The sequence below is a fragment of the Rouxiella sp. WC2420 genome (genome assembly GCF_041200025.1).
GTDB lineage: Bacteria > Pseudomonadota > Gammaproteobacteria > Enterobacterales > Enterobacteriaceae > Rouxiella.
In genome coordinates this window covers 2,898,683-2,917,281 of record NZ_CP165628.1, presented here as the reverse complement: position 1 = coordinate 2,917,281, position 18,599 = coordinate 2,898,683, and the positions used below count along the sequence as shown (strand labels likewise).

The following is an 18,599-nucleotide window of genomic DNA, read 5'->3' as shown; positions in this document are numbered from 1 at the left end:
ATTATGTATCAGCATCATGACTGGCATGGCGCATTACTTGATTTTCCCGTAAGCAAAGTGGTTTGCGTGGGCAATAACTATGCTGATCACATCAAAGCTGATCACATCAAAGCTGATCACATCAAAAACATCGGCAGTAAGCAGGACAGCGAACCGGTCGTTTTTCTCAAACCGGAAACGGCGCTGTGCGATCTTTTGCAGCCAGTTGCTATCCCCAAGGACTTCGGTGCGGTGCATCATGAGATTGAGCTAGCGGTGCTGATCGGCTCTCCCTTAAAGCAGTCTACGCAAGAGCGCGTGGCTGAGGCCATTGCCGGATACGGCGTCGCGCTGGATATCACGCTCAGAGATTTGCAGTCAGGATTTATCAGGCAGGGGCAGCCCTGGGAGAAAGCCAAGGCTTTTGACGGCTCCTGCCCGGTCTCTGGATTTATATCGGCGGCGGAATTTGGCGATGCGCAACAGGCAGAGCTTGTTTTGTCGGTTAATGGAGAAATCCGCCAGCAGGGCAACACGCGCGATATGATCACCCCGATTCTACCGTTGATTGCTTACATGAGCCGCTTCTTCACGCTCCGCGCTGGCGATATTGTCATAACCGGCACGCCAAAAGGAGTGGGGCCGATTGCAGCAGGCGATCGTCTCGAGATTTCACTCAACGGCAGGCTGTTAAACACGCGAGTGATTTAACCCGACTATAATGTTGGATGACGTTGAGATATCACTGAAGGCAAAGCGGTTAATGTCGGATTTCAGCCGCTTTACTTGCATCTCGCGGCTAAAGCGTCTATATAGTCACCCTCATTTTACTAAAACCGGATGTCACTATGTCTCAACTCGCTTTTTGGCAGCAAAAAACGCTGCCTGAAATGACCGATGAAGAATGGGAAGCACTGTGCGACGGTTGCGGGCAATGCTGTTTACATAAGTTAATTGATGAAGACACGGACGAGATTTACTTCACCAACGTTGCCTGCAACCAGTTGAACATCAAGTCTTGCCAGTGTCGCAACTACGAAAACCGCTTTGCACTCGAAGAGGACTGCATAAAACTGACTCGTGAAAATCTCACCAAGTTTGATTGGCTGCCGCCTACCTGCGCTTATCGTCTTATCGGTGAGGGCAAAGATCTGCTGCCGTGGCATCCGCTGCTAAATAAAGACTCCAAGTCAGCGATGCACGGTGCGCGTATTTCGGTACGCCATATCGCCGTCCGCGAAGACGACGTGGTGGATTGGCAAGATCACATCCTCAACAAGCCGCAGTGGGCTAGATAAATTAATAAACAAAATGGGCTAAAGTTTGGCCCATTTGGTGACTATAAAACTCCATTGCCATCATCGGAATATCTTACGATTATTCCTGGCCCACAGCTCTTTCTCATGATCTTCTCTGCACTCACGACAGCAATAACTTGTGCCAGCCAAAGATTTCTCACCACAGTCGCCGTTTTTGCAAATCGGGGAAGGCGGGGTGGGTTTAGCGCGATTAGCTATTGCTGCATTGAGATGATGCTCAAATTCAGCGGTTGCTTCATCAATAATATCAGCCATGAGATTGCCTCCTGCTTTTCACTGTCATCGTTTTATTTTCAATTGCTTCGTCGTAACCCCGTTGATAGACATCATCAAAAAACGCTCTGATAAACTCAACGCGAGGCAGGCTCATTGAATGCCTTCTCTTAATTATCCTCCCGCTAACATCTTCAATATATTCATTCATATACTCATCAAATTTGTTCATTGAAACCTCTTTTACCCGCGGCAATAAGCCTCGATTCAACGAGGCTCGCCATGTTTTTTATGACTTATTTCTTTCCGTAATCATTGCATCGGCGATGGCGTATGCGGCCTCACTCAAGTCGCCATAGTTAGATGAAGTCATCGCGCTACCCTGCGTAATAATCGCGCCCAGCATGGCGTTGGTTGCCAGATAGTCGCGCAGAGTCATACCGTCTTGTGCATAGTTGTGCTCTTCGAGCCAGTCGTCTTTGCTATAGGGCCGCGCAAAGGCTTGCCCGCCATTATCGATAGTCATAATTCCATCCTTATCAGTTGTTTAGGCGAAAAAAAAACGCTCAAGGCGGCGTTCAGTGTGTGATGTCGTTGTTCGCGGTAACGGGAAACGCGCTATTTCCGAGGCGCGACGGCGAAAAGTGCGACCTGAGGCAGGCAAAGATTGTCAGCGCTGGGGTAATAACGCGTCTCGCGGACTGACAACGCTTTATCAACCCGGTTTACCGGTTTGCGCTTGCAGCTGAGTTCGGCACGGCTGGGTCGTCCCGGCGTAACATTCAATTCTTTGCTGAAGTCGTTAACCGCCAGCGTTTGCAAATGTTGGCGGCTTTCGCGACGTCGAGTGGCCGCTGTTCCATTAAATGAAGTCTTGCGAGTCATGTTGATCTCCTAGGTCGTGTAGAGAAAAATAGCTTGCTGAACCAAATGGTTGCTTAGCATTTTGATTGGCTTTTCAGCCACGTGGGTGTGATATGCACCGTTCTAAAGAGCTGATTGAGTTAGAGGGACTTTATGCGGTCGCCAATTCCCATTCGATAATAAATATTGAACTAATAGTACGATATTGGCAAGGGTGTTTAGTACTTTATGTGGTAATTTAAAATGAACTTTTGGTTTAAATTTTGAATGGTAAGGGATTTATTTTAGAAAATTGCTGCTGAGGGGATGAGGTCGTGAAATGAAAGAGCAGGGGCGTAAAAAACCCAGCACAAGGCTGGGTTGGTGCGTAGTAACTATTTAAACAGGCCGATTACAGCAGCCTAAGCTTGGTCTCAACGGCGACGCCAATAATCCGGCAATTACCGTTGATAGGAACCATTGGCCATGCAGGATTAAGCCCTTTAAGGTATTTTTGCCCGCTGTCGATCACAAACTTCTTGAATGTCGCTTCGTTAAAGTCGGTGAGTTTAGCCACCACCAGTTTTCCGTTGGTGGCTTCTTTACCCGTATCAAAGAGAACGAAAGTACCTTCAGGAATACTCAGGCCCATTGGCGCGGTCATTGAATCGCCGTCAACCAGCAGCCAGAATCCTTCGCCTTGTATATGGGCTTCTGATTCAAGCCACAAATCGATTTCTTTAAGACTGTAGGCTTCAATGGCTTCGTTCCAGGCTCCGGCCTGCACCTTGCTGAGTACCGGATAGGTTGCCCCACGGGTGTATGGCCTGAAGTTTGAAACGTTACTGTTTTCACCGGTAGTAATTCCTAACTGTAACCACACCGGGTCAACTTTTAGAAACTTGGCCAATTCTGCCATCACTGCGGGGCGCGGTAACGATTCGGCATTTAACCATTTGCTGACGCCTTTCGATGAAAGGCCTGTCGCACGGGATAAAGCCATCCCGCGTCCGTGTTCGTCGAGCCCAGCATCTTTACAGGCTTGCGCAAGCCTCTGAGCAAATTCTTCACGCAATTTTTCAGTTCGAACCATGAGTACGATAATAAACCTCTTGTAAAAACTTTCAGTACAATTGTAATATGTACTAAAAGTACGAGATTGGGTTGCCGCTAGCATATCGGAAGTTGCGATTAAAAAATAGCCCAACCCGGAGATATAGGCTTCTCGACGGAAAAAACTGGCTTGCCACCTCGCTCTTTAAACAACGGACCTCATGTACTACGTCGCTGCAAAGCGAATTTAAAGAATTCAAGACCCTGTTAAAGCCCAAATCAATAGAGCAAACCAACAGTGTAAAGCTTCACGCCAGGCATGGGCCAAGGGGGCCATATGAAACGAAGCTGGTTTTTTTACGATGATCTCACTTCGGCAGAAGCCGACGAATTAATCCTCCAGTATCAATCGCGCAACATCCAGACCCGCAGGGAACTTAACCCAGACAGATTGTCCTGGAGCGTGTCCGCGTATCTTGAAGAAAACCCTCGGCGCCCCAGGCCTAGCAGTCGCTGGCTGAGCGTCCTTGGAAAAATCATTTGATGCACTCTTTCTTGACAGATCTGCCGCGTATTTTTATGCACCGAGGCAACGTCACCATCAAGTTTTCGCAATAATGGAGAAATAAATGAGAAAGCAAGACGCCATTTACACACTGCCGATGATTTTAAAACAAGCAGACTTGCGCCGGGTGTGGTGTCGTGGTCGCAAGACCATCACTCCTTCTCAACGAGTGTGGACGCGCTACATGCTGTCTCTATGGGGCAAGCATTTAGGAGGCGATGATGCACCGGCAGGTTGTGTCAACGTGATAGGCCGCTTGATGATCCGTTCCGAATGGAGCCACGATCAGGCCGAAAGAATTATTAATGTCGTAAAAGATCTCTACAGCCAGGGTTATCGGGGTGAAGAGCTATTCAACGTTGCGCGAGGGATAGTCCTGCCTGGTACTTCGATAAACGGCATATTCGCTTCATTTTCAGAAACCGAGGATGCGGCTTTTGTCGAATCAGTGATGCATAAAGAAATTAAGCGCGATAGTCCGATTCGCTCTATTGCTATTAAACGCTATTGCGATCGCCGCACAGTCCAAAATATCGCGCAAGATATTAACTACCACACCGGCTTTGATATTCAGGCTGCCCGAAAGCGCGTGACGTGGTGTGAAGAGATACTGGAGGAAGAGTTATTTTTTGCAATGAAGCGCCTTTTAGAGGTGGAAGTTACCCACAATTAAAATAAATTAGGAATTTATTTAAAAAAAGATTGCCAAATAAGAAATTAAGCTGTATATTTCATCTAAGCTTGAAAATTAAAGCGACAACAAATCACCGCAGTAAAGCCGCAGTAAATAAGTACGCCAATCTAAGTACAGTAATTAAAAGCACACCAAATACAATACGGTAATAGAAAGTACGGTAATAGAAAGTACGGTGACAAATTAACGGTTTACGTTTTAGCATTTCATTAAAACTTCAGCGCCGAACAAATTCAGAGGCCTTTGCAGAAATGCAGAGGCTTTTTCGTATGCAAAATCGGGCTACGTTTATTGCTCACCCTACAATCTTTTTAATCTCCCTTTAACAAGGGCGATTATTTAAAAGCACTCTCCTCATTACGTATGCGAAATATCCAACTCTAAGGCTCACCTCGGTGAGCTTTTTTTATGACTACAGCACACCTAACAACGGTTGGCGTTGGAGACAATGAGATGAACCAAAACGGTGACGGATTTTGGACTCACTATTGGGCCACGGTTACAGCTTTGGCCAGCGCGGCAGGGTTGACCACTGAACAGTGGATTTACGTATTTTGCGCCATCTTTGGCGCGCTTTTGTCGTTTGGTTCCTACCTGGGCAATCGACAGGCTTTTAAGGCAAAACAAAACGAGGACGAGAAGCGTACTGAAATGCTTCGCACTTATCTTTCTTCCAGAAAAGACAATTCAGCCGCCCAGTAACACCATAGAACCCCGCAGAATTTAATTTCCAACTGATGACGTCATTGACGTGATGTCATTTCCCGCGCCGAGCTTCACAACATGTAATGGCGCTTAACCGCAATGCAGGCAATAACCTGATATGGCTGATCCATCAGAAATACTCAATGTCATTGCGGCGCAGGTAGCCGCAATTGTCTACCCAAACGGCACGAGTTCGGCCAGCATTTCCGGCACGGCACTCAATGTTTACGCAGGCTGGCCCGTTCATAGTGTGCTTAATACTGACATTCTGGCCGGAACCTCACACATCTCGGTATTTCCACTGGATGGAGAGCAAAAAATTCCCACCGCGCTGGGGCGGCCCTATCGGGAAGTGGAAAGCGGGGACCCCACGATCGTTGCGACGGTAAGTGATTCATCTGTCACGCTTTCTGGCACGGTATCGACACCGCAGAACGTTTACCTTCTGGTCGATGGCACCGGGTATCACTACGCCGTGCAGTCCGATGACACGCTGACGACAATTGCCACCGCGATGTCGACGCTTATCCCTGCCGCCAGCAACGTTGATGCCGTCATCTCCATACCGCAGGCGATTGAGATTATTGCCAGAGTCGGGGGAGTCGGTTCACAGGCGCGCGAGCTACGCAGACAAACCAAGGAGTTCATGGTCACTGTCTGGGCGCCAACTACCGCGCTGCGCGATAGTTTAGGCAGTGCGCTGGATTCAGGACTGTCAATAAACAGCAATCTACAGCTGTCTGACAACCTGCCGGCGTTTATGATTTATTCCCGCTCGATGTTTTCCCGGGACACCCAGATTTACCGGCGCGACATCGTTTTTTCGGTGAACTACGCCACCTCGCAAACCCTCTCGGCGCCACAGGTAGTGGCACCGGTTATTAGCATCAACGACTACACCCAACCCCACTAAATTATCAGGAGTAATCATGGCAGATACCGATGACGTTAACGCGTCAGGCACTATTGCGCCCGTAAGCGCAGCTTCATCCTCGGCAGCAGTGGCTTCAAGCCTCGGCTTTATCTTGGTCACCCGCTTTGCATTTGCAGATTATCAGGTCGGCGACGAGATAACCGATGAGGATGAAATTAAAGACATTCTCGCTGGCGAACTCGCTGTCTATGTGATTAAACGCGCAGCATAAAACCCCTCTCATTTAACACCAGAGCCCGCCTGAAGCGGGTTTTCATTTGGAGATAGCCATGCCGATTTATCAAGCTGGCAGTTTGAACACCTCTGCGCTGACCGCGCCAGACTTATACGTCCAGGTTGTTGCACCCAAGACGCAATACATTAACGGCGTTGCTACTGACGGCCTTGGGCTGGTTGGTATCGCAAGCTGGGGCCCGGTTAACAGCCCGTTCCAGATTGGTTCAGCCAGCGATCAGGCGCTGTATATTGGCAGTCAGCAGAACCGTAAATACGATCTTGCCACTGCGGTAGCGATCTCCCTACAGTTGGGGGCGACTAATCTGAACTGCGTTCGTGTCACAGACGGCACCGACATTGCCGCCAGCGTTGCGTTAAATGATGCGGCAAGCAGCCCGGTTGCCGGCGTTACGCTGACTGCGATTTACAGCGGCACTACCGGTAACAGCATTCAGGCGATGATTACTGGCGGCACCGCGGCCAACTCGTACAAGTTGACTATTTATCTGCCTGGGCAAACCGCCGAAGTGTTCGACAACATCACCGGTACCGGTGCGGCCTTCTGGTCGAATTTGGTCAGCGCGGTGAATAACGGTCAGACCAGCGTGCGCGGCGCAAGCCAGTTGGCCATTGCGACCCTGGGTTCAAGTACTGCACTGCCGGAGGTAACGGCGACTTACACACTGGTTGGCGGCACTGATGGTGTTGATTCTATTAGCGATACTACGCTGATTGGCATCGACGGCAGCAGCACGACCCGTAAAGGCATGTATGCTCTTCGCGGCACCAACTCGCAGGTGATCAATCTGGTCGGTCTGACCACCTCGACCCTGTGGCCGACAGTGAATACCTTTGCCGCCAGCGAAGGCTCCTACGCAGTCTCGCAGTTCACGGCAGGCACCACTTATTCCACTGCGGCAACTCTGCTCACCGCTGCCGGTGTCGACAGCTGGAACTTCAAGGCGATGGTCGGCGACTGGACCTACTGGCTGGACAGCGTTAACGGCCTGACCCGCATGGTTGAACCGGCAACTTTCGAGGCGGCCAATATCGCCTCTCGTAGTCCGAGCGTGTCAACTCTCAACAAGTCGATTAGCACCATCGTTTCTACCCAGCGCAGTCTGGCTAACCAGCCTTACTCGCTGTCAGAAATTGGTTCAATCAACTCGGCACGTTTGGACGTAATTACCAACCCATGCCCGGGTGGCAATTACTTTGGTATCCGCTCTGGCCGTAATACCAGTTCCACCGCCAGTCAGAATGATGATACCTACACTCGCATGACCAACTATTTGTCACTGACTCTGGCGGCGAGCTTTGGCGATGTCGTAGGCCAAAACCAGACTGCCGACCTGCGTCGTGAAACCAAAAGCACTATTGAGGCGTTCCTGCAAAACCTTGACGATCAGGGGATGATTGGCGACCCGAACGGCGGCGCGTCCTTCTCTGTCACTCTGGATTCGACCAATAACTCAGACTCTCAGGTAGCACTCGGTTACATGCAAGCCGATGTCGCCGTCAAATACCTCAACGTAGTGCGTTATTTCCTGATTAACCTCGAAGGCGGCGGTAGCGTCTCCATCTCGGTTTCTAATTCAGCGTCCAACTAATCACTCAATAGACCCGCTACGGCGGGTTTTCTTTTCGGAGCAAAACTATGCCGCAAAATGGATACACTCTTGGCCGCGATATCGCAGTCGATATCGTTACCGCCTATGGAACTCTGCGTATTCCGCAGGTTATCAGCTTTGAAGCCAAACCCAGCGTTAGCAGCCTGGTTATCACGCCGCTGACTGGCCTGACCGATGAACTGCTGATCCCCAAAAACTGGAGCGGGACCCTCGAAGCCGAACGGCAGGATGCAACCCTCGACGCCTGGTGGGCGCAGTGGGAAGCCGACTATTACAACGGCGTTAACCGCGCGGCGGGCACCATTACTGAAACCGTCGAAGAAGTGAATGGTTCAGTCAGCGTGTGGCGTTATACCAACGTGCAGGTCCACTTCAGCGAACCGGGCAAGAAGTCGGGCGATCAGACTGTTCGCCAGTCAATGACCTTCACCGCACAGCGCCGCATCCGCGTATCCTGATTAAGAGAAACACATGGCCAATTTAAACGTTCACGCAAGTAAAGATAGAGACCTGAAGCCGCTACAGGAAGAGGGCAGCGCTGTGACTGATGCACGCGGCCGAGTGATTAAAATTCGCGAGCTGGATGCCGTTCAGGAGGCCAGAGTATTTTGTGCGGCAGGTGCAGAAGACGCGGTGAACATGCCTTACATGAATATGTACGTTTTTCCGGCAGCCAGGGTTGAGGAGATTGACGGTGAGAAATATGCCGTTCCTACCAACAAACTGCAAATCAACGGCATGCTTAGCGTATTGGGCAAGGCCGGTTTGAATGCAGTGCAGGAGTTTATGTTCCAGCAAATTGGTGAAGAAAACACTAATCAGCTGGATGATAACGCCGCAAAAAACTAGCCCGGAATCCCGAGTTTCGCAATCAATGCTGGTTGATGAAAAACGGGGTTCCTTTCCATATCGTATTCAACATCACCGAACTTTTGCCACATGAAAGATTCGCGATGGCTATCGTGTTTAGCGAATTTGAGGGCAACAAGTTTAACTGGACGACAAAACAGTTTGAGGAGCCGAGCTGATGATACCGGCGGAAATCTCCGGCCAGAAAGCTCGCACTTCGATACGGTTATCAACAACCCTGGCCATGGTGCCAGGGTTTTTTATTGCTACGCATGAGGTGGTCTATGGGGTCCAAAAAGAGGGGCCGTCGCGGCGAAAGCGGCAAGAATCGCAAGAGGAGGCCAAACAGCCCGCCGGGCAACAGGCCAGAAAATGAAGTGCCTGAAGAAGATAAAAAATCTGACGACAGTATCCAGTCCAAATGGGAAAAGTTAAAAGATTTTGCGGGAAAAGGTAAGGATACCTATGACAAACTCAGCGCGGTCAATGATATAGGCGTAAATTATGAAAGGCTGCTGGCGGGTATGCGAACGCGAGGGGTGAGTGAGCCGCAGATCAAACAGGCGCAAGATGACGTTTTTAACAACTATGTTCCCGGCACTTCTCGATTAGATCGGATGAGTATTCTCGCTGACGCGCAAAAAACCTTTAACCCCGGGCTCACCAAAGACAAGTCTCTGCAAGCGGCTGAAATGATGGTGCCGATACTTTCGCGCTATGACGTCGCCTCTAAATTGAGTGATGATGCCTACGATGCTGCTAAAGATGATAATCGAAATACTATCAATGATTTAGTTTCCTCAATGGGCGCGCTAAACAATCCGGAACGCGCCACCGAAATAGTCGATAGCGTTTTTAAATATACTCAGGGCACTGGCCAGACTATCGATGAGAAGAAAACCGAGGCATTTCTCGCCAACAAAAGTGTGGCCAGTCACAACCAAAACCTGCACGCGCTTTTCAGCGTTCTTGAACCGGTTATCAGTGACCTCGGCGGTGATGAGACGGCCAGCGGTTTGCAGAAAGCCTCCGACTTTATTAACGGCAAGAAGCCATTGTTACCGAATTCTCGTCGGGAAATTTTAAGACTGGGCATCGGCAATGCGCAAGGTACGGGGCAGTCACCGAGTCTACATGCTCTGCAGAATTCAGACGTATCAAGCTACACGCAGCAGCTGAAAACTATTTACCAAGCCCACGGTATCAACAGTTCAGCCGATATGCAGCGTGAGAACGGCATTCTTTTTGGCCGCGCAGGAGCAAAAGTCTATAACCAGATAATGGGCGCCATGGATAAAACGCAACCCGGTTATGACAGCGCCATGAGCGTTGGGTCGGTAGTCGATAATCCTGCAAATCAGCTGTTGCTTGCGAAAGATCAGGTTGAAAAGGCCAAGGCGGATGTTCAGTTATCGGCTGCAGAAAAGACTGGAATTATGCCGATTTTTAAAAAAATCAATCAGGGCCAGGCTAAAGCCAGCGAATACGCTGCAAACTTTATCGATAAACACCCGCTACTGGATAAGGTCGGTTTGGGGGGATATTTAGCTTATCAAGTCCCCGGTGTTAAATCCTGGCTTGAGAAAAAAGCGTTGGCGCTTGGCGGCCCGCTGAAACGTGCCGGAGGCTACCTTGGCCGCATGGCTGTCAATGTTGCAAAAAACAGGTTGCCTGCGTTGGGCAGAGCAGCATTACCCTTTCTTGCCGAGACACTCCCCGAAGTCGCATTAGGTGCCCTGTTAGCGCCAGAAGTCCTCGCAGCTGCTACGGTGGTCGGGGCCGGTTACTCGGGATATGAGCTTTACAAATACTTCAAAAAAGACCCCCCGCAGGGAGACAATTTCAAAGCGGTGACGGCTGTTGCAGCCAAAGGGTCGTCGCCATTTAACGTGAGCAATCCTGATGCGGCCGAGCAATATCGGCATCTGGTTAATCCTGACCTATATCCTGCCGTGCCTGCGAAATCATCCTCCAATGAATCTCGGCAGGTTAATTTGCTGATGACCAGTGAAGGGCGACAGGTGCTTATTGCCACCGTGGTGGGAGGGATAAATAAAGAGGCTTCCAAACCCAGAAATAGCGTCAGCGGTTACGACGCTTCTCTCTACGGTATTTTACCCGGCTCGGTAAGCAAATTAACGACCAATTAACGGAGTTTATATGTCGGTATTAAGCGTACTGAATAAACTGGCCCCGGCGACAGACACGACCACGACCCGACTGAAACTCGGAGACTTCCAGTTTGCTGATTTTGAAGTCCCGGAACGTATGTCGATTCCGGCCAGGCAGAAAACAGTCATTCACCAAATGATTGGCGGTAAGCGCGTCATCGACGTGCTCGGCGTTGAGTACGACGCGTTTAGCTGGTCCGGCATTATTACCGGTGCCAAGGCGGCTGACCGGGTGACCACGCTGGAACATATGCGTGACGCCGGAAAGGTGCTGAAGCTTACACTGGGAACCTATAGCTTTAACGTGGTGATCACCCGTTTTACGCCAGTGTTCGAGTTTATCTATCGTAGACCTTACACCCTCGAGGTGGCGATCGTTGAACGAACAGATGCACCGGTTCGCGCCGATACACTGACCGGTGCGCTGGATGCGCTGGTGAACAGCGACCTTGGCAAAGCGCTGGATCTTGCCAGTATTGCGGGCTCTTCGTCGGTCAAAGGCGCCACCACCAAGGCAACTTCACTGATAGGTGAGGTGAAGACCGCGGTCAGTACCGTGCAGTCGGCAATAAACGGTGTGAAAAACTTTGCCTCGGCGACGATAGATGAGGTGCAAACGGTGGTCCGCCCGATAGTCGCCGCGCAGAAGTTGGTCAGTCAGTCGATTACCCAGGTTGAAACCGAGGCGAACAGCATTGCCACGCTCGGCGGTTTAGTTCCCGGTAATCCTATTTCAAAAACCATTACCAACCTGGCCACTCAGGCTCAAACCGCGGTACAGCTACCCGCGCTTTACCAGTTGCAGAGTGTGCTTGGGAGGCTGAGCAAAAACGTTCAGTCCGGCCAGACCGCAGACGGTGTCAAGACTATTACCCATTCTGGCGGCAACCTTTTCCAGCTGGCCTCCGAATATTACGACGACGTCTCCAAGTGGATTAGCCTTTACATTACCAATCATTTCACCGATACCACTCTCACCGGTATCAACACCGTGTCTATTCCCTCCAATCCAACCAGCGAAATTGAAACGAGCTAACTATGGATATCAACAACCCGATAGTGACGCCCAATGCGCGTGGCGTGGGTGGGCGATGCCTGTTAAACGGCGTCGAAGTACCTTTTGTATCATTTGACGTAGAAAGTAATTCGTTCAAATCGGCGTCAACATTCAATCTGACGTTAGCAACTTCGGCGCTTCCAGCCGCAATGGGATTGCTCAGCTACTGGTCCACCCAGACCACCATCAAGGTTGAGCTATCGGTAAAGCTGACGACCGCCTCGGGCACAGACGAGAAAAAGCTGATTGTCGGCAATATTGACAGTTGGGAGTTCAATCCGGCGCATTTTGAAATTACGGCCAGCGGGCGCGATTTTACCGGACTATTGATTGACGCCAAGTCAGCCGGAGAGAGCTTCAAGAACTACACCAGCTCGCAGATTGCCAGCCTGCTCGCGCAACGTCACGGACTGACTCCGATAGTGACGGCAACCCGCGGGCGTTTTGGTGAATTCTACCAGATTGACTCGGCGCATCTCACCGGCGAGCAGACCGAATGGGACCTGCTCAACCAGTTGGCGGCGATTGAGGGCTACACCACTTACGTGGACGGTAACAGCCTGTATTTTCAGCCGATCCCTGACCCCGCGAAGGCTAAAAACTATGTGATCCGCTGGCAGCCGCCGGGGTCGCTGGCTTATCCGCAGTGTAATGTTTCGGACGACTTGCATTTCACCCGCGCCTTGACGATTTCTAAAGGCATCAAGGTCGAAGTGAAAAGCTGGAACTCAAAGCGCAAAAACAGGCAGTTCGTTGCCACCTATCCCAAGACTACGGCAACCAGCACCAGCGCCCAGCCGCAGCTTTACAGCATTGTCCGTAACGGGCTATCGCCGGAGACCGCCGATGCATTGGCAATGTCGATTTATAAAAGTATCTCGCAGCATGAAATGAAGTTCACCGCCTCGACCGCGGGGGACAACCTGCTCACGCCGCAGACACTTATCCGCATTGAAGGAACGCAAAGCCCGTTTGACCAGACTTATTACTGCGACAGCGTGCATCGTTCACTGAGCTGGGACGCGGGTTACACCATGTCGATTTCCGGCAAAAACCATAGCCCGGCACTGGAAACTTCATCATGAAAGCACTAATGAACGCCATTGCGGGGCGTGCGATGCAGGCCAGCGCAGGGGACACCGGCACGCGGCAGGGCATTGTTACCGCTTACGATCCCGATGTTTACGCCGTCAAAGTTCAGTTACAACCGACTGGCGAAGAAACAGGATGGATACCGTTGCAATCGCCCTGGGTTGGTAACGGCTGGGGGCTGGTGGCAGGGCCGGTGATTGGCGCGGTAGTGGTCATCGAATCTGACTCTTTCAACATTGGTAACGGCGTGGTCGCAGGGCAGTTGTTCAACGATATCGACCGGCCACCGTCTGTGCCGTCCGGTGAATTTTGGCTGGTTCATCAGTCCGGCTCGCTGCTGAAATTCACCAACGATGGGCAAGTGCTGGTCAGTTCGCCCAAAAAAATCACCTATACCGCGCCCGCTCATCACTTCACCGGTGGCGACGTCACGATTGATGAAAACCTGATTGTAGTTAAAGACATTTACGATCAGAACCAGGCGGTGGGATCGGTCAACACTCTGCGCACTACTTATAACGGCCATACCCATATCGAGAACGGCAAGGGGAGCAACACCGCGAGTCCGAACCAGCAAATCAACTAAACGGGTAATTCATGAAGGATATTTATCACTATATAGGCGGTGACCTGAGCACCTCGCCGACGGGAGACCTGCGCCCGGTTGAAAGTACCGAACGCGGCAAGCAGCGGGTTCTCCGGCGGCTGATGACCAACCCCGGAGATTATATTTTTCACACCAGTTACGGCGCAGGTCTGGGCCAAAAAGTCGGTGAATCAGTCAACATTAATGAATGGACCGCGTTGATCCTTGGGCAAATGCTGCTCGAGGATGCGGTGGCGCAAGACCCGACGCCCACCATTACGCTGACCATTATCGATCAGGGCGTTAGCGTTTATGCCAGTTACACCGACGCAACAACCGGCACTCCTGCAACTCTCAGTTTTGACGTGACGAGGTAATCGCGTGGCTCTCAATTTAAAAACATTTGCAACACTGGTCAGCGATCAGGTCACCGCACTACAGGGTGCAGCTGCCGGGCTGGTGGATACGGCAATAGGCAGTATTTTGCGATCGATTGTTGAATCCAACTCAGCGGTAGTGATGTGGATCCAGCAACTTATTGTAGATCTTTTGGTGACAACCCGCGCCGCAACCAGCTCGGGCGATGATCTCGATAGCTGGATGGCGGATTTCAGCTTTACCCGCCTCGCGGCTACGGCAGCGACGGGGCAAGTGGTGTTCAGCCGCTTTACTGCGACCAATCAGGCGGTAATTCCGGTCGGCACTCAAGTGTCTACCACCGACGGCACGCAGGCCTATCTGGTCACTACGGATACCACTAATGCCGCCTATGACGCGACACAAACCGGCTATGTGTTAGCCGCCGGCGTGGCATCAGTCAGTGTGCCGGTACAGGCCGTGACGGCGGGTGCGGCGGGAAATGCGCAGCAGGGAACGATCACCGTGATCTCCGGCTCGATTCAATATGTTGATACGGTGACTAATACGGTGACGTTTGGCAGTGGCGAAGATGCAGAAAGCGATACCGATTTTCGGGCCCGTTTTGTGCTGTGGATTGCCTCGCTCTCGAAATCGACCCTGTCGGCGATTGGTTACGCGCTGTCGAGTATGCAAAACGGCGTGACCTACACCTTGACCGAAAATCAGACCTACAGTGGCCTGTCTCAGCCTGGCTATTTCTATGCCGTGGTGGACGACGGAAGTAGCTCCCCGTCAAGTACCTTTCTGGGGCAGGCCTACAGCGCGATCGACGCGGTGCGCGGGTTTACGGTCACATTTAGCGTCTTTGCGCCTGAGCTGGTCACCGCCAATATCGCGATGACCCTCACGCTGAGCGCGCCCGCCGTGCGATCCGAGGTGGTGGCATTGGTCGACGCGGCGCTGGAGTCATACGTCGCGTCACTGGCTTTGGGGCAAACATTGCCTTTCACCCAGCTGGCCACCATTGCCTATGGCGCCAGCCCGTATGTCACCAACGTAACCGGGGTCACGCTGAACGCCAGTTCTGCCGATGACTTAACAGCAACCGCCAGTCAGGTTATTCGCGCTGGCACAATTTCGGTGAGCTAAATGGCGACTGGCGATTCCCAAGATATGTTAAGTCGTCTCAAGGCGCTTATCCCTCCGACCTGGTATGGGGACAGCAGCCCGATTAGAGACGCGATCCTCACCGGCTGCGCCACGTCGCTGGCCTGGTGTTATTCACTTTACCGGTATGCAAAACTGCAAACCCGTATCAACACGGCGACCGACGGCTGGCTGGATATCGCTGCTTATGATTTTTTTGGTAAAAATCTGAGCCGCTCTGCTGGCCAATCGGACGATCTTTTTCGCAATACCATCCACACCAACCTGTTCCGCGAACGAGGGACGCGCCAGTCGATAATCAATATCCTTGAGGATTTGACCGGCAAGTCTCCCGACATCTTTGAACCTTCAAGACCGCAGGACACCGGGGCCTACGCAAGCCCGACTCTCGCCTACGGTTTGGCGGGCGGATATGGCTCCATCCTGATCCCCTATCAGGCGTTCGTCACGGCTTATCGCCCCGAGGGTACGGGCATCCCCTATGTGGCCGGTTACAATGCGGCTTCGTCGGGTTATAGCGATGCGTCACGTGGCGAATATGCCTCACAGGACATGATAGGCGGGTTGATTACCGATGCACAAATCTATGAAGCCATCGCCTCAGTGAAAATGGAAGGCACGCTGGTGTGGGTAAAAATATTATCGCATCGCACTGACGGCTATCCCCGCCTGGGGATTGATTTCACCCTCGATGAGTCATTGCTGCTGGAATATTCGCAGTGGTAATGGCGTGCATCGCAAAACAATTATCCAACACATATTTCCCTCCACTGGAGAATCATAATGGCATTTACTGATGGTCAACTTTTGACCGCGGCTGAATTAAACGATTTGGCCAACAAAGCCGATCTCGACAGCGCGGTTGCAGCCAAGATTGACGAGATCAATGGCTACAGTTTAAGCGCTGCACAATCGGCAGACACAGCGGCCTCAAACAGTACTTCGGCGCAGAATGCGGTTGCGCTTGCTCAGCAGGCGGCAGCCGAGGCGCTGGCGGCAGAAGACGTATTGCGAGCCAATCTGGCCGCAACTGCCGGTGCGGGTTTGTCGGGTTATGCGCTAAGTCAGAGTTATCCCGCCAATACTGTGGGTAAAAAACTTAATCGTAGAATCGATATCGAAGATTTCGCTGATGAAAACTCGGAGGCCGGTGACTGGACTATTGCCATTCAGGCCGCGATCAATCAGTCACTGATCGACGGCAGTGATGTTTATGGCGCTGGTGACTACACCATCTCCAACACGCTAAAAATTGCCGGTTTTGCTTCTCAGGGATTAAATCTGTATCTCAACTCATTGAGTGTGAATACCGCCTTTCCAAAGTGCGATAGCTTCTGGGATTCACCTACGCCAATGATCCTGATTGGCGATGGTGGCGCTAACGTCACAGGAATCAATATCACTATTGGCACTCTAAGAGGCGGGTTAACGGATGCCACGACCCAGGCGGTCGAATATGTTGCTGACGGAATTAAGCCTAACGGTAACGGCTTTGCTCTATCCCATATTCATATCGGCAGTGCAATTTACTGTTATGCGGTTATTCGCACGGGGGATCAGCTAACGCCTAATGCTTCAATGTGGATCACTGGGGATTTCTGGACGCAGAATTATCTTGGCGTATTGATAAAAAGCGGTACCGGTACTGGCTCACCGATAGTCGAGGGTTGGAAGTTCTTCGTTAAGTTTATTGCTGCTAACCACTATGGCGGTATCTGGTTTGATAACGGGGGCCAATATGCTCAGGTGAATGGCGATTTTGATTTCAATGGCGGCTGGCTTAGTATCATGCATCTTTCGGATGGAACTAACGTCGCAGAGCTAGCAGGAACCGCTGGTGCAAAACTCACCGATGGCACGACTGAACTGTCATTTATTGCCCACTACACCTATCAAGGCTCTGACTATGTCATCGTCGCCGCTGATAGCGCTATCTCCACTTATGGCGGAGGTACGGGGGTATTCCCTTGGACGGCAGGAACTACGATCACCACCGTGGATTCCAGCGATCTGGCGATTAAGTTCGACACCGTGATGGTGCCAGGGGACAACGCTTCTTCAAACAACTTTATCGACATTATTCATGACTTCCAGTACACCGCTTTTGGCAAAATTCAGGTCGTTGCTGGTTATTTGTCGGGGGTTTATGGCGGTTTGCTGCACAGTTCAGTACTCCTTTATCAAAACTCATTCGATGGAGTTACCCAAACTATAGATGGTATGGCGTTTGCAAATTCTGGAAGCACGTTGAGCTTTTACAATAAAACTCTTTCAGATGCTCCTTTTGCAAACATTACTTCTGAGTTCATCAACTTCGAGAAAAGGCTTTACCAAAAAGACCACACCACGATAGGGATAAGTACTTATATTGCCGTTCCCAGAGCTACCGGCATAGATGATTTTACTCATATTCTGCCGCTTACCGATTCATCCACTGATAAGTACGGGCTTGAAGGCTCTGCGTGGCATGTCGAGATTAATTCCAATTATTCCGGTTGTGGTGGTTCTCATGATGTTTTTGCCTGGGGTATAGGCAATGCCACGGTGTGCAACCAGCAGCAGTTCGGATATGCCTATGAGTGGCGATATATGCAGCAGGTTAGCGATGATGGTACAGCGATTACAGGTGTGAACTTGGAAATACGTCAGGATTCGCAAGATGTCATTATTTTTGCAGTGAATATGAGGAGAATTTAAAATGTCAGATACAGTCGTTCCCGTCGTTGCAACGTCGTCTAGAATTAGTGCAAATGCAGGAGGTACTGCGACCGCAGGAACCTCTTTGCTGGCTGTCTATACCAACCCGGTTTTTGTCAATTTGCCTTTGTTGAATGCTATGGGGGTTGAGATTGATGGCGAGAATTATGCTCCTATCTGGGATATGCTCAATATTGGTGGGCGTATTACCCAAGATACCAATGCTATTCAAAAGGTGGGGCCAGGCATACTGGCAGATATATCTATTACAGATATCAATAGAACACTCGATACCACAGATGAAACAGACGTAGTGCAGGAGATTTATAAAAACCAACTGCTTATTGCAGATAATTTAAATTATATTGTGAGCCAAATTAATCTCCATCGTGAAAATTACACTATTCTGCTTCAATATATGATCAACTATAAATTATTAAATTCTGCCTCATCTTAATAAGGAAAATC

At 50.8% G+C, this 18,599-nt stretch carries 23 protein-coding genes; 18 read left to right on the top strand and 5 right to left on the bottom strand.

The window, feature by feature from the left end:
• The first annotated feature begins 3 nt into the window (after nt 1-3).
• A complete protein-coding gene (locus tag AB3G37_RS13275; protein ID WP_369788075.1) occupies nt 4-690 on the top strand; it encodes a fumarylacetoacetate hydrolase family protein in 687 nt (228 codons plus the stop codon).
• Between the two features lie 137 nt (nt 691-827).
• Nucleotides 828-1,277 (top strand): YcgN family cysteine cluster protein, encoded by a 450-nt coding sequence (locus tag AB3G37_RS13270; RefSeq protein WP_369788074.1) that lies wholly within the window; start codon nt 828-830, stop codon nt 1,275-1,277.
• A gap of 60 nt (nt 1,278-1,337) precedes the next feature.
• Here AB3G37_RS13270 and AB3G37_RS13265 read toward each other — a convergent pair whose 3' ends face one another.
• From AB3G37_RS13265 to AB3G37_RS13245, 5 genes are all read right to left on the bottom strand, one after another.
• Complete coding sequence (locus AB3G37_RS13265) at nt 1,338-1,553, bottom strand: hypothetical protein (RefSeq protein ID WP_369788073.1); 216 nt, start codon at nt 1,551-1,553, stop codon at nt 1,338-1,340.
• Nucleotides 1,546-1,743, bottom strand: a complete 198-nt coding sequence (locus AB3G37_RS13260) for a hypothetical protein (protein ID WP_009638067.1) — start codon at nt 1,741-1,743, stop codon at nt 1,546-1,548. Before AB3G37_RS13260 ends, AB3G37_RS13265 begins: the two co-directional genes overlap by 8 nt.
• A gap of 57 nt (nt 1,744-1,800) precedes the next feature.
• The gene (locus AB3G37_RS13255) at nt 1,801-2,037 is read right to left on the bottom strand and encodes a hypothetical protein (RefSeq protein WP_009638066.1); all 237 of its coding nucleotides are present in this window, start codon (nt 2,035-2,037) and stop codon (nt 1,801-1,803) included.
• Between the two features lie 92 nt (nt 2,038-2,129).
• Nucleotides 2,130-2,396 carry a hypothetical protein gene (locus tag AB3G37_RS13250; RefSeq protein WP_369788072.1) on the bottom strand — a complete coding sequence of 89 codons (267 nt, stop codon included), beginning with the start codon at nt 2,394-2,396 and terminating at the stop codon, nt 2,130-2,132.
• Nucleotides 2,397-2,766: 370 nt separating this feature from the next.
• Nucleotides 2,767-3,447, bottom strand: coding sequence for a LexA family protein (locus AB3G37_RS13245; RefSeq protein WP_369788071.1), 681 nt, complete (start codon nt 3,445-3,447; stop codon nt 2,767-2,769).
• 589 nt (nt 3,448-4,036) lie between these two features.
• Here AB3G37_RS13245 and AB3G37_RS13240 point away from each other — a divergent pair.
• The 16 genes from AB3G37_RS13240 to AB3G37_RS13165 all read left to right on the top strand — a co-directional run bounded on the left by AB3G37_RS13240 (nt 4,037) and on the right by AB3G37_RS13165 (nt 18,588).
• A complete protein-coding gene (locus AB3G37_RS13240) occupies nt 4,037-4,645 on the top strand; it encodes a hypothetical protein (protein ID WP_369788070.1) in 609 nt (202 codons plus the stop codon).
• A 429-nt stretch (nt 4,646-5,074) separates the two neighbouring features.
• The gene (locus AB3G37_RS13235; RefSeq protein ID WP_369788069.1) at nt 5,075-5,368 is read left to right on the top strand and encodes a hypothetical protein; all 294 of its coding nucleotides are present in this window, start codon (nt 5,075-5,077) and stop codon (nt 5,366-5,368) included.
• Between the two features lie 121 nt (nt 5,369-5,489).
• Nucleotides 5,490-6,284: a hypothetical protein gene (locus tag AB3G37_RS13230; RefSeq protein WP_369788068.1), complete on the top strand. Its 795-nt coding sequence runs from the start codon at nt 5,490-5,492 to the stop codon at nt 6,282-6,284.
• Between the two features lie 16 nt (nt 6,285-6,300).
• On the top strand, nt 6,301-6,516 hold the full coding sequence (locus tag AB3G37_RS13225; protein ID WP_369788067.1) for a hypothetical protein: 216 nt from the start codon (nt 6,301-6,303) through the stop codon (nt 6,514-6,516).
• 58 nt (nt 6,517-6,574) lie between these two features.
• Nucleotides 6,575-8,131, top strand: coding sequence for a phage tail protein (locus AB3G37_RS13220; protein ID WP_369788066.1), 1,557 nt, complete (start codon nt 6,575-6,577; stop codon nt 8,129-8,131).
• Nucleotides 8,132-8,178: 47 nt separating this feature from the next.
• Complete coding sequence (locus AB3G37_RS13215; protein WP_369788065.1) at nt 8,179-8,610, top strand: hypothetical protein; 432 nt, start codon at nt 8,179-8,181, stop codon at nt 8,608-8,610.
• A 13-nt stretch (nt 8,611-8,623) separates the two neighbouring features.
• Entirely contained in the window at nt 8,624-9,001 is a 378-nt protein-coding gene (locus tag AB3G37_RS13210) for a hypothetical protein (RefSeq protein WP_369788064.1), read from the top strand.
• Nucleotides 9,002-9,285: 284 nt separating this feature from the next.
• A complete protein-coding gene (locus AB3G37_RS13205) occupies nt 9,286-11,151 on the top strand; it encodes a hypothetical protein (RefSeq protein ID WP_369788063.1) in 1,866 nt (621 codons plus the stop codon).
• Nucleotides 11,152-11,161: 10 nt separating this feature from the next.
• Nucleotides 11,162-12,208 (top strand): hypothetical protein, encoded by a 1,047-nt coding sequence (locus tag AB3G37_RS13200; protein ID WP_369788062.1) that lies wholly within the window; start codon nt 11,162-11,164, stop codon nt 12,206-12,208.
• Between the two features lie 2 nt (nt 12,209-12,210).
• On the top strand, nt 12,211-13,314 hold the full coding sequence (locus AB3G37_RS13195; RefSeq protein WP_369788061.1) for a phage late control D family protein: 1,104 nt from the start codon (nt 12,211-12,213) through the stop codon (nt 13,312-13,314).
• Complete coding sequence (locus AB3G37_RS13190) at nt 13,311-13,907, top strand: phage baseplate assembly protein V (RefSeq protein ID WP_369788060.1); 597 nt, start codon at nt 13,311-13,313, stop codon at nt 13,905-13,907. Before AB3G37_RS13195 ends, AB3G37_RS13190 begins: the two co-directional genes overlap by 4 nt.
• Nucleotides 13,908-13,918: 11 nt before the next feature.
• Nucleotides 13,919-14,284 (top strand): hypothetical protein, encoded by a 366-nt coding sequence (locus AB3G37_RS13185; RefSeq protein WP_009638051.1) that lies wholly within the window; start codon nt 13,919-13,921, stop codon nt 14,282-14,284.
• Between the two features lie 4 nt (nt 14,285-14,288).
• The gene (locus AB3G37_RS13180; RefSeq protein ID WP_369788059.1) at nt 14,289-15,416 is read left to right on the top strand and encodes a baseplate J/gp47 family protein; all 1,128 of its coding nucleotides are present in this window, start codon (nt 14,289-14,291) and stop codon (nt 15,414-15,416) included.
• Entirely contained in the window at nt 15,417-16,160 is a 744-nt protein-coding gene (locus tag AB3G37_RS13175) for a hypothetical protein (RefSeq protein ID WP_369788058.1), read from the top strand.
• A gap of 57 nt (nt 16,161-16,217) precedes the next feature.
• Nucleotides 16,218-18,131 (top strand): hypothetical protein, encoded by a 1,914-nt coding sequence (locus tag AB3G37_RS13170; RefSeq protein WP_369788057.1) that lies wholly within the window; start codon nt 16,218-16,220, stop codon nt 18,129-18,131.
• 1 nt (nt 18,132) lies between these two features.
• Entirely contained in the window at nt 18,133-18,588 is a 456-nt protein-coding gene (locus tag AB3G37_RS13165) for a hypothetical protein (protein WP_369788056.1), read from the top strand.
• Nucleotides 18,589-18,599: the final 11 nt, after the last annotated feature.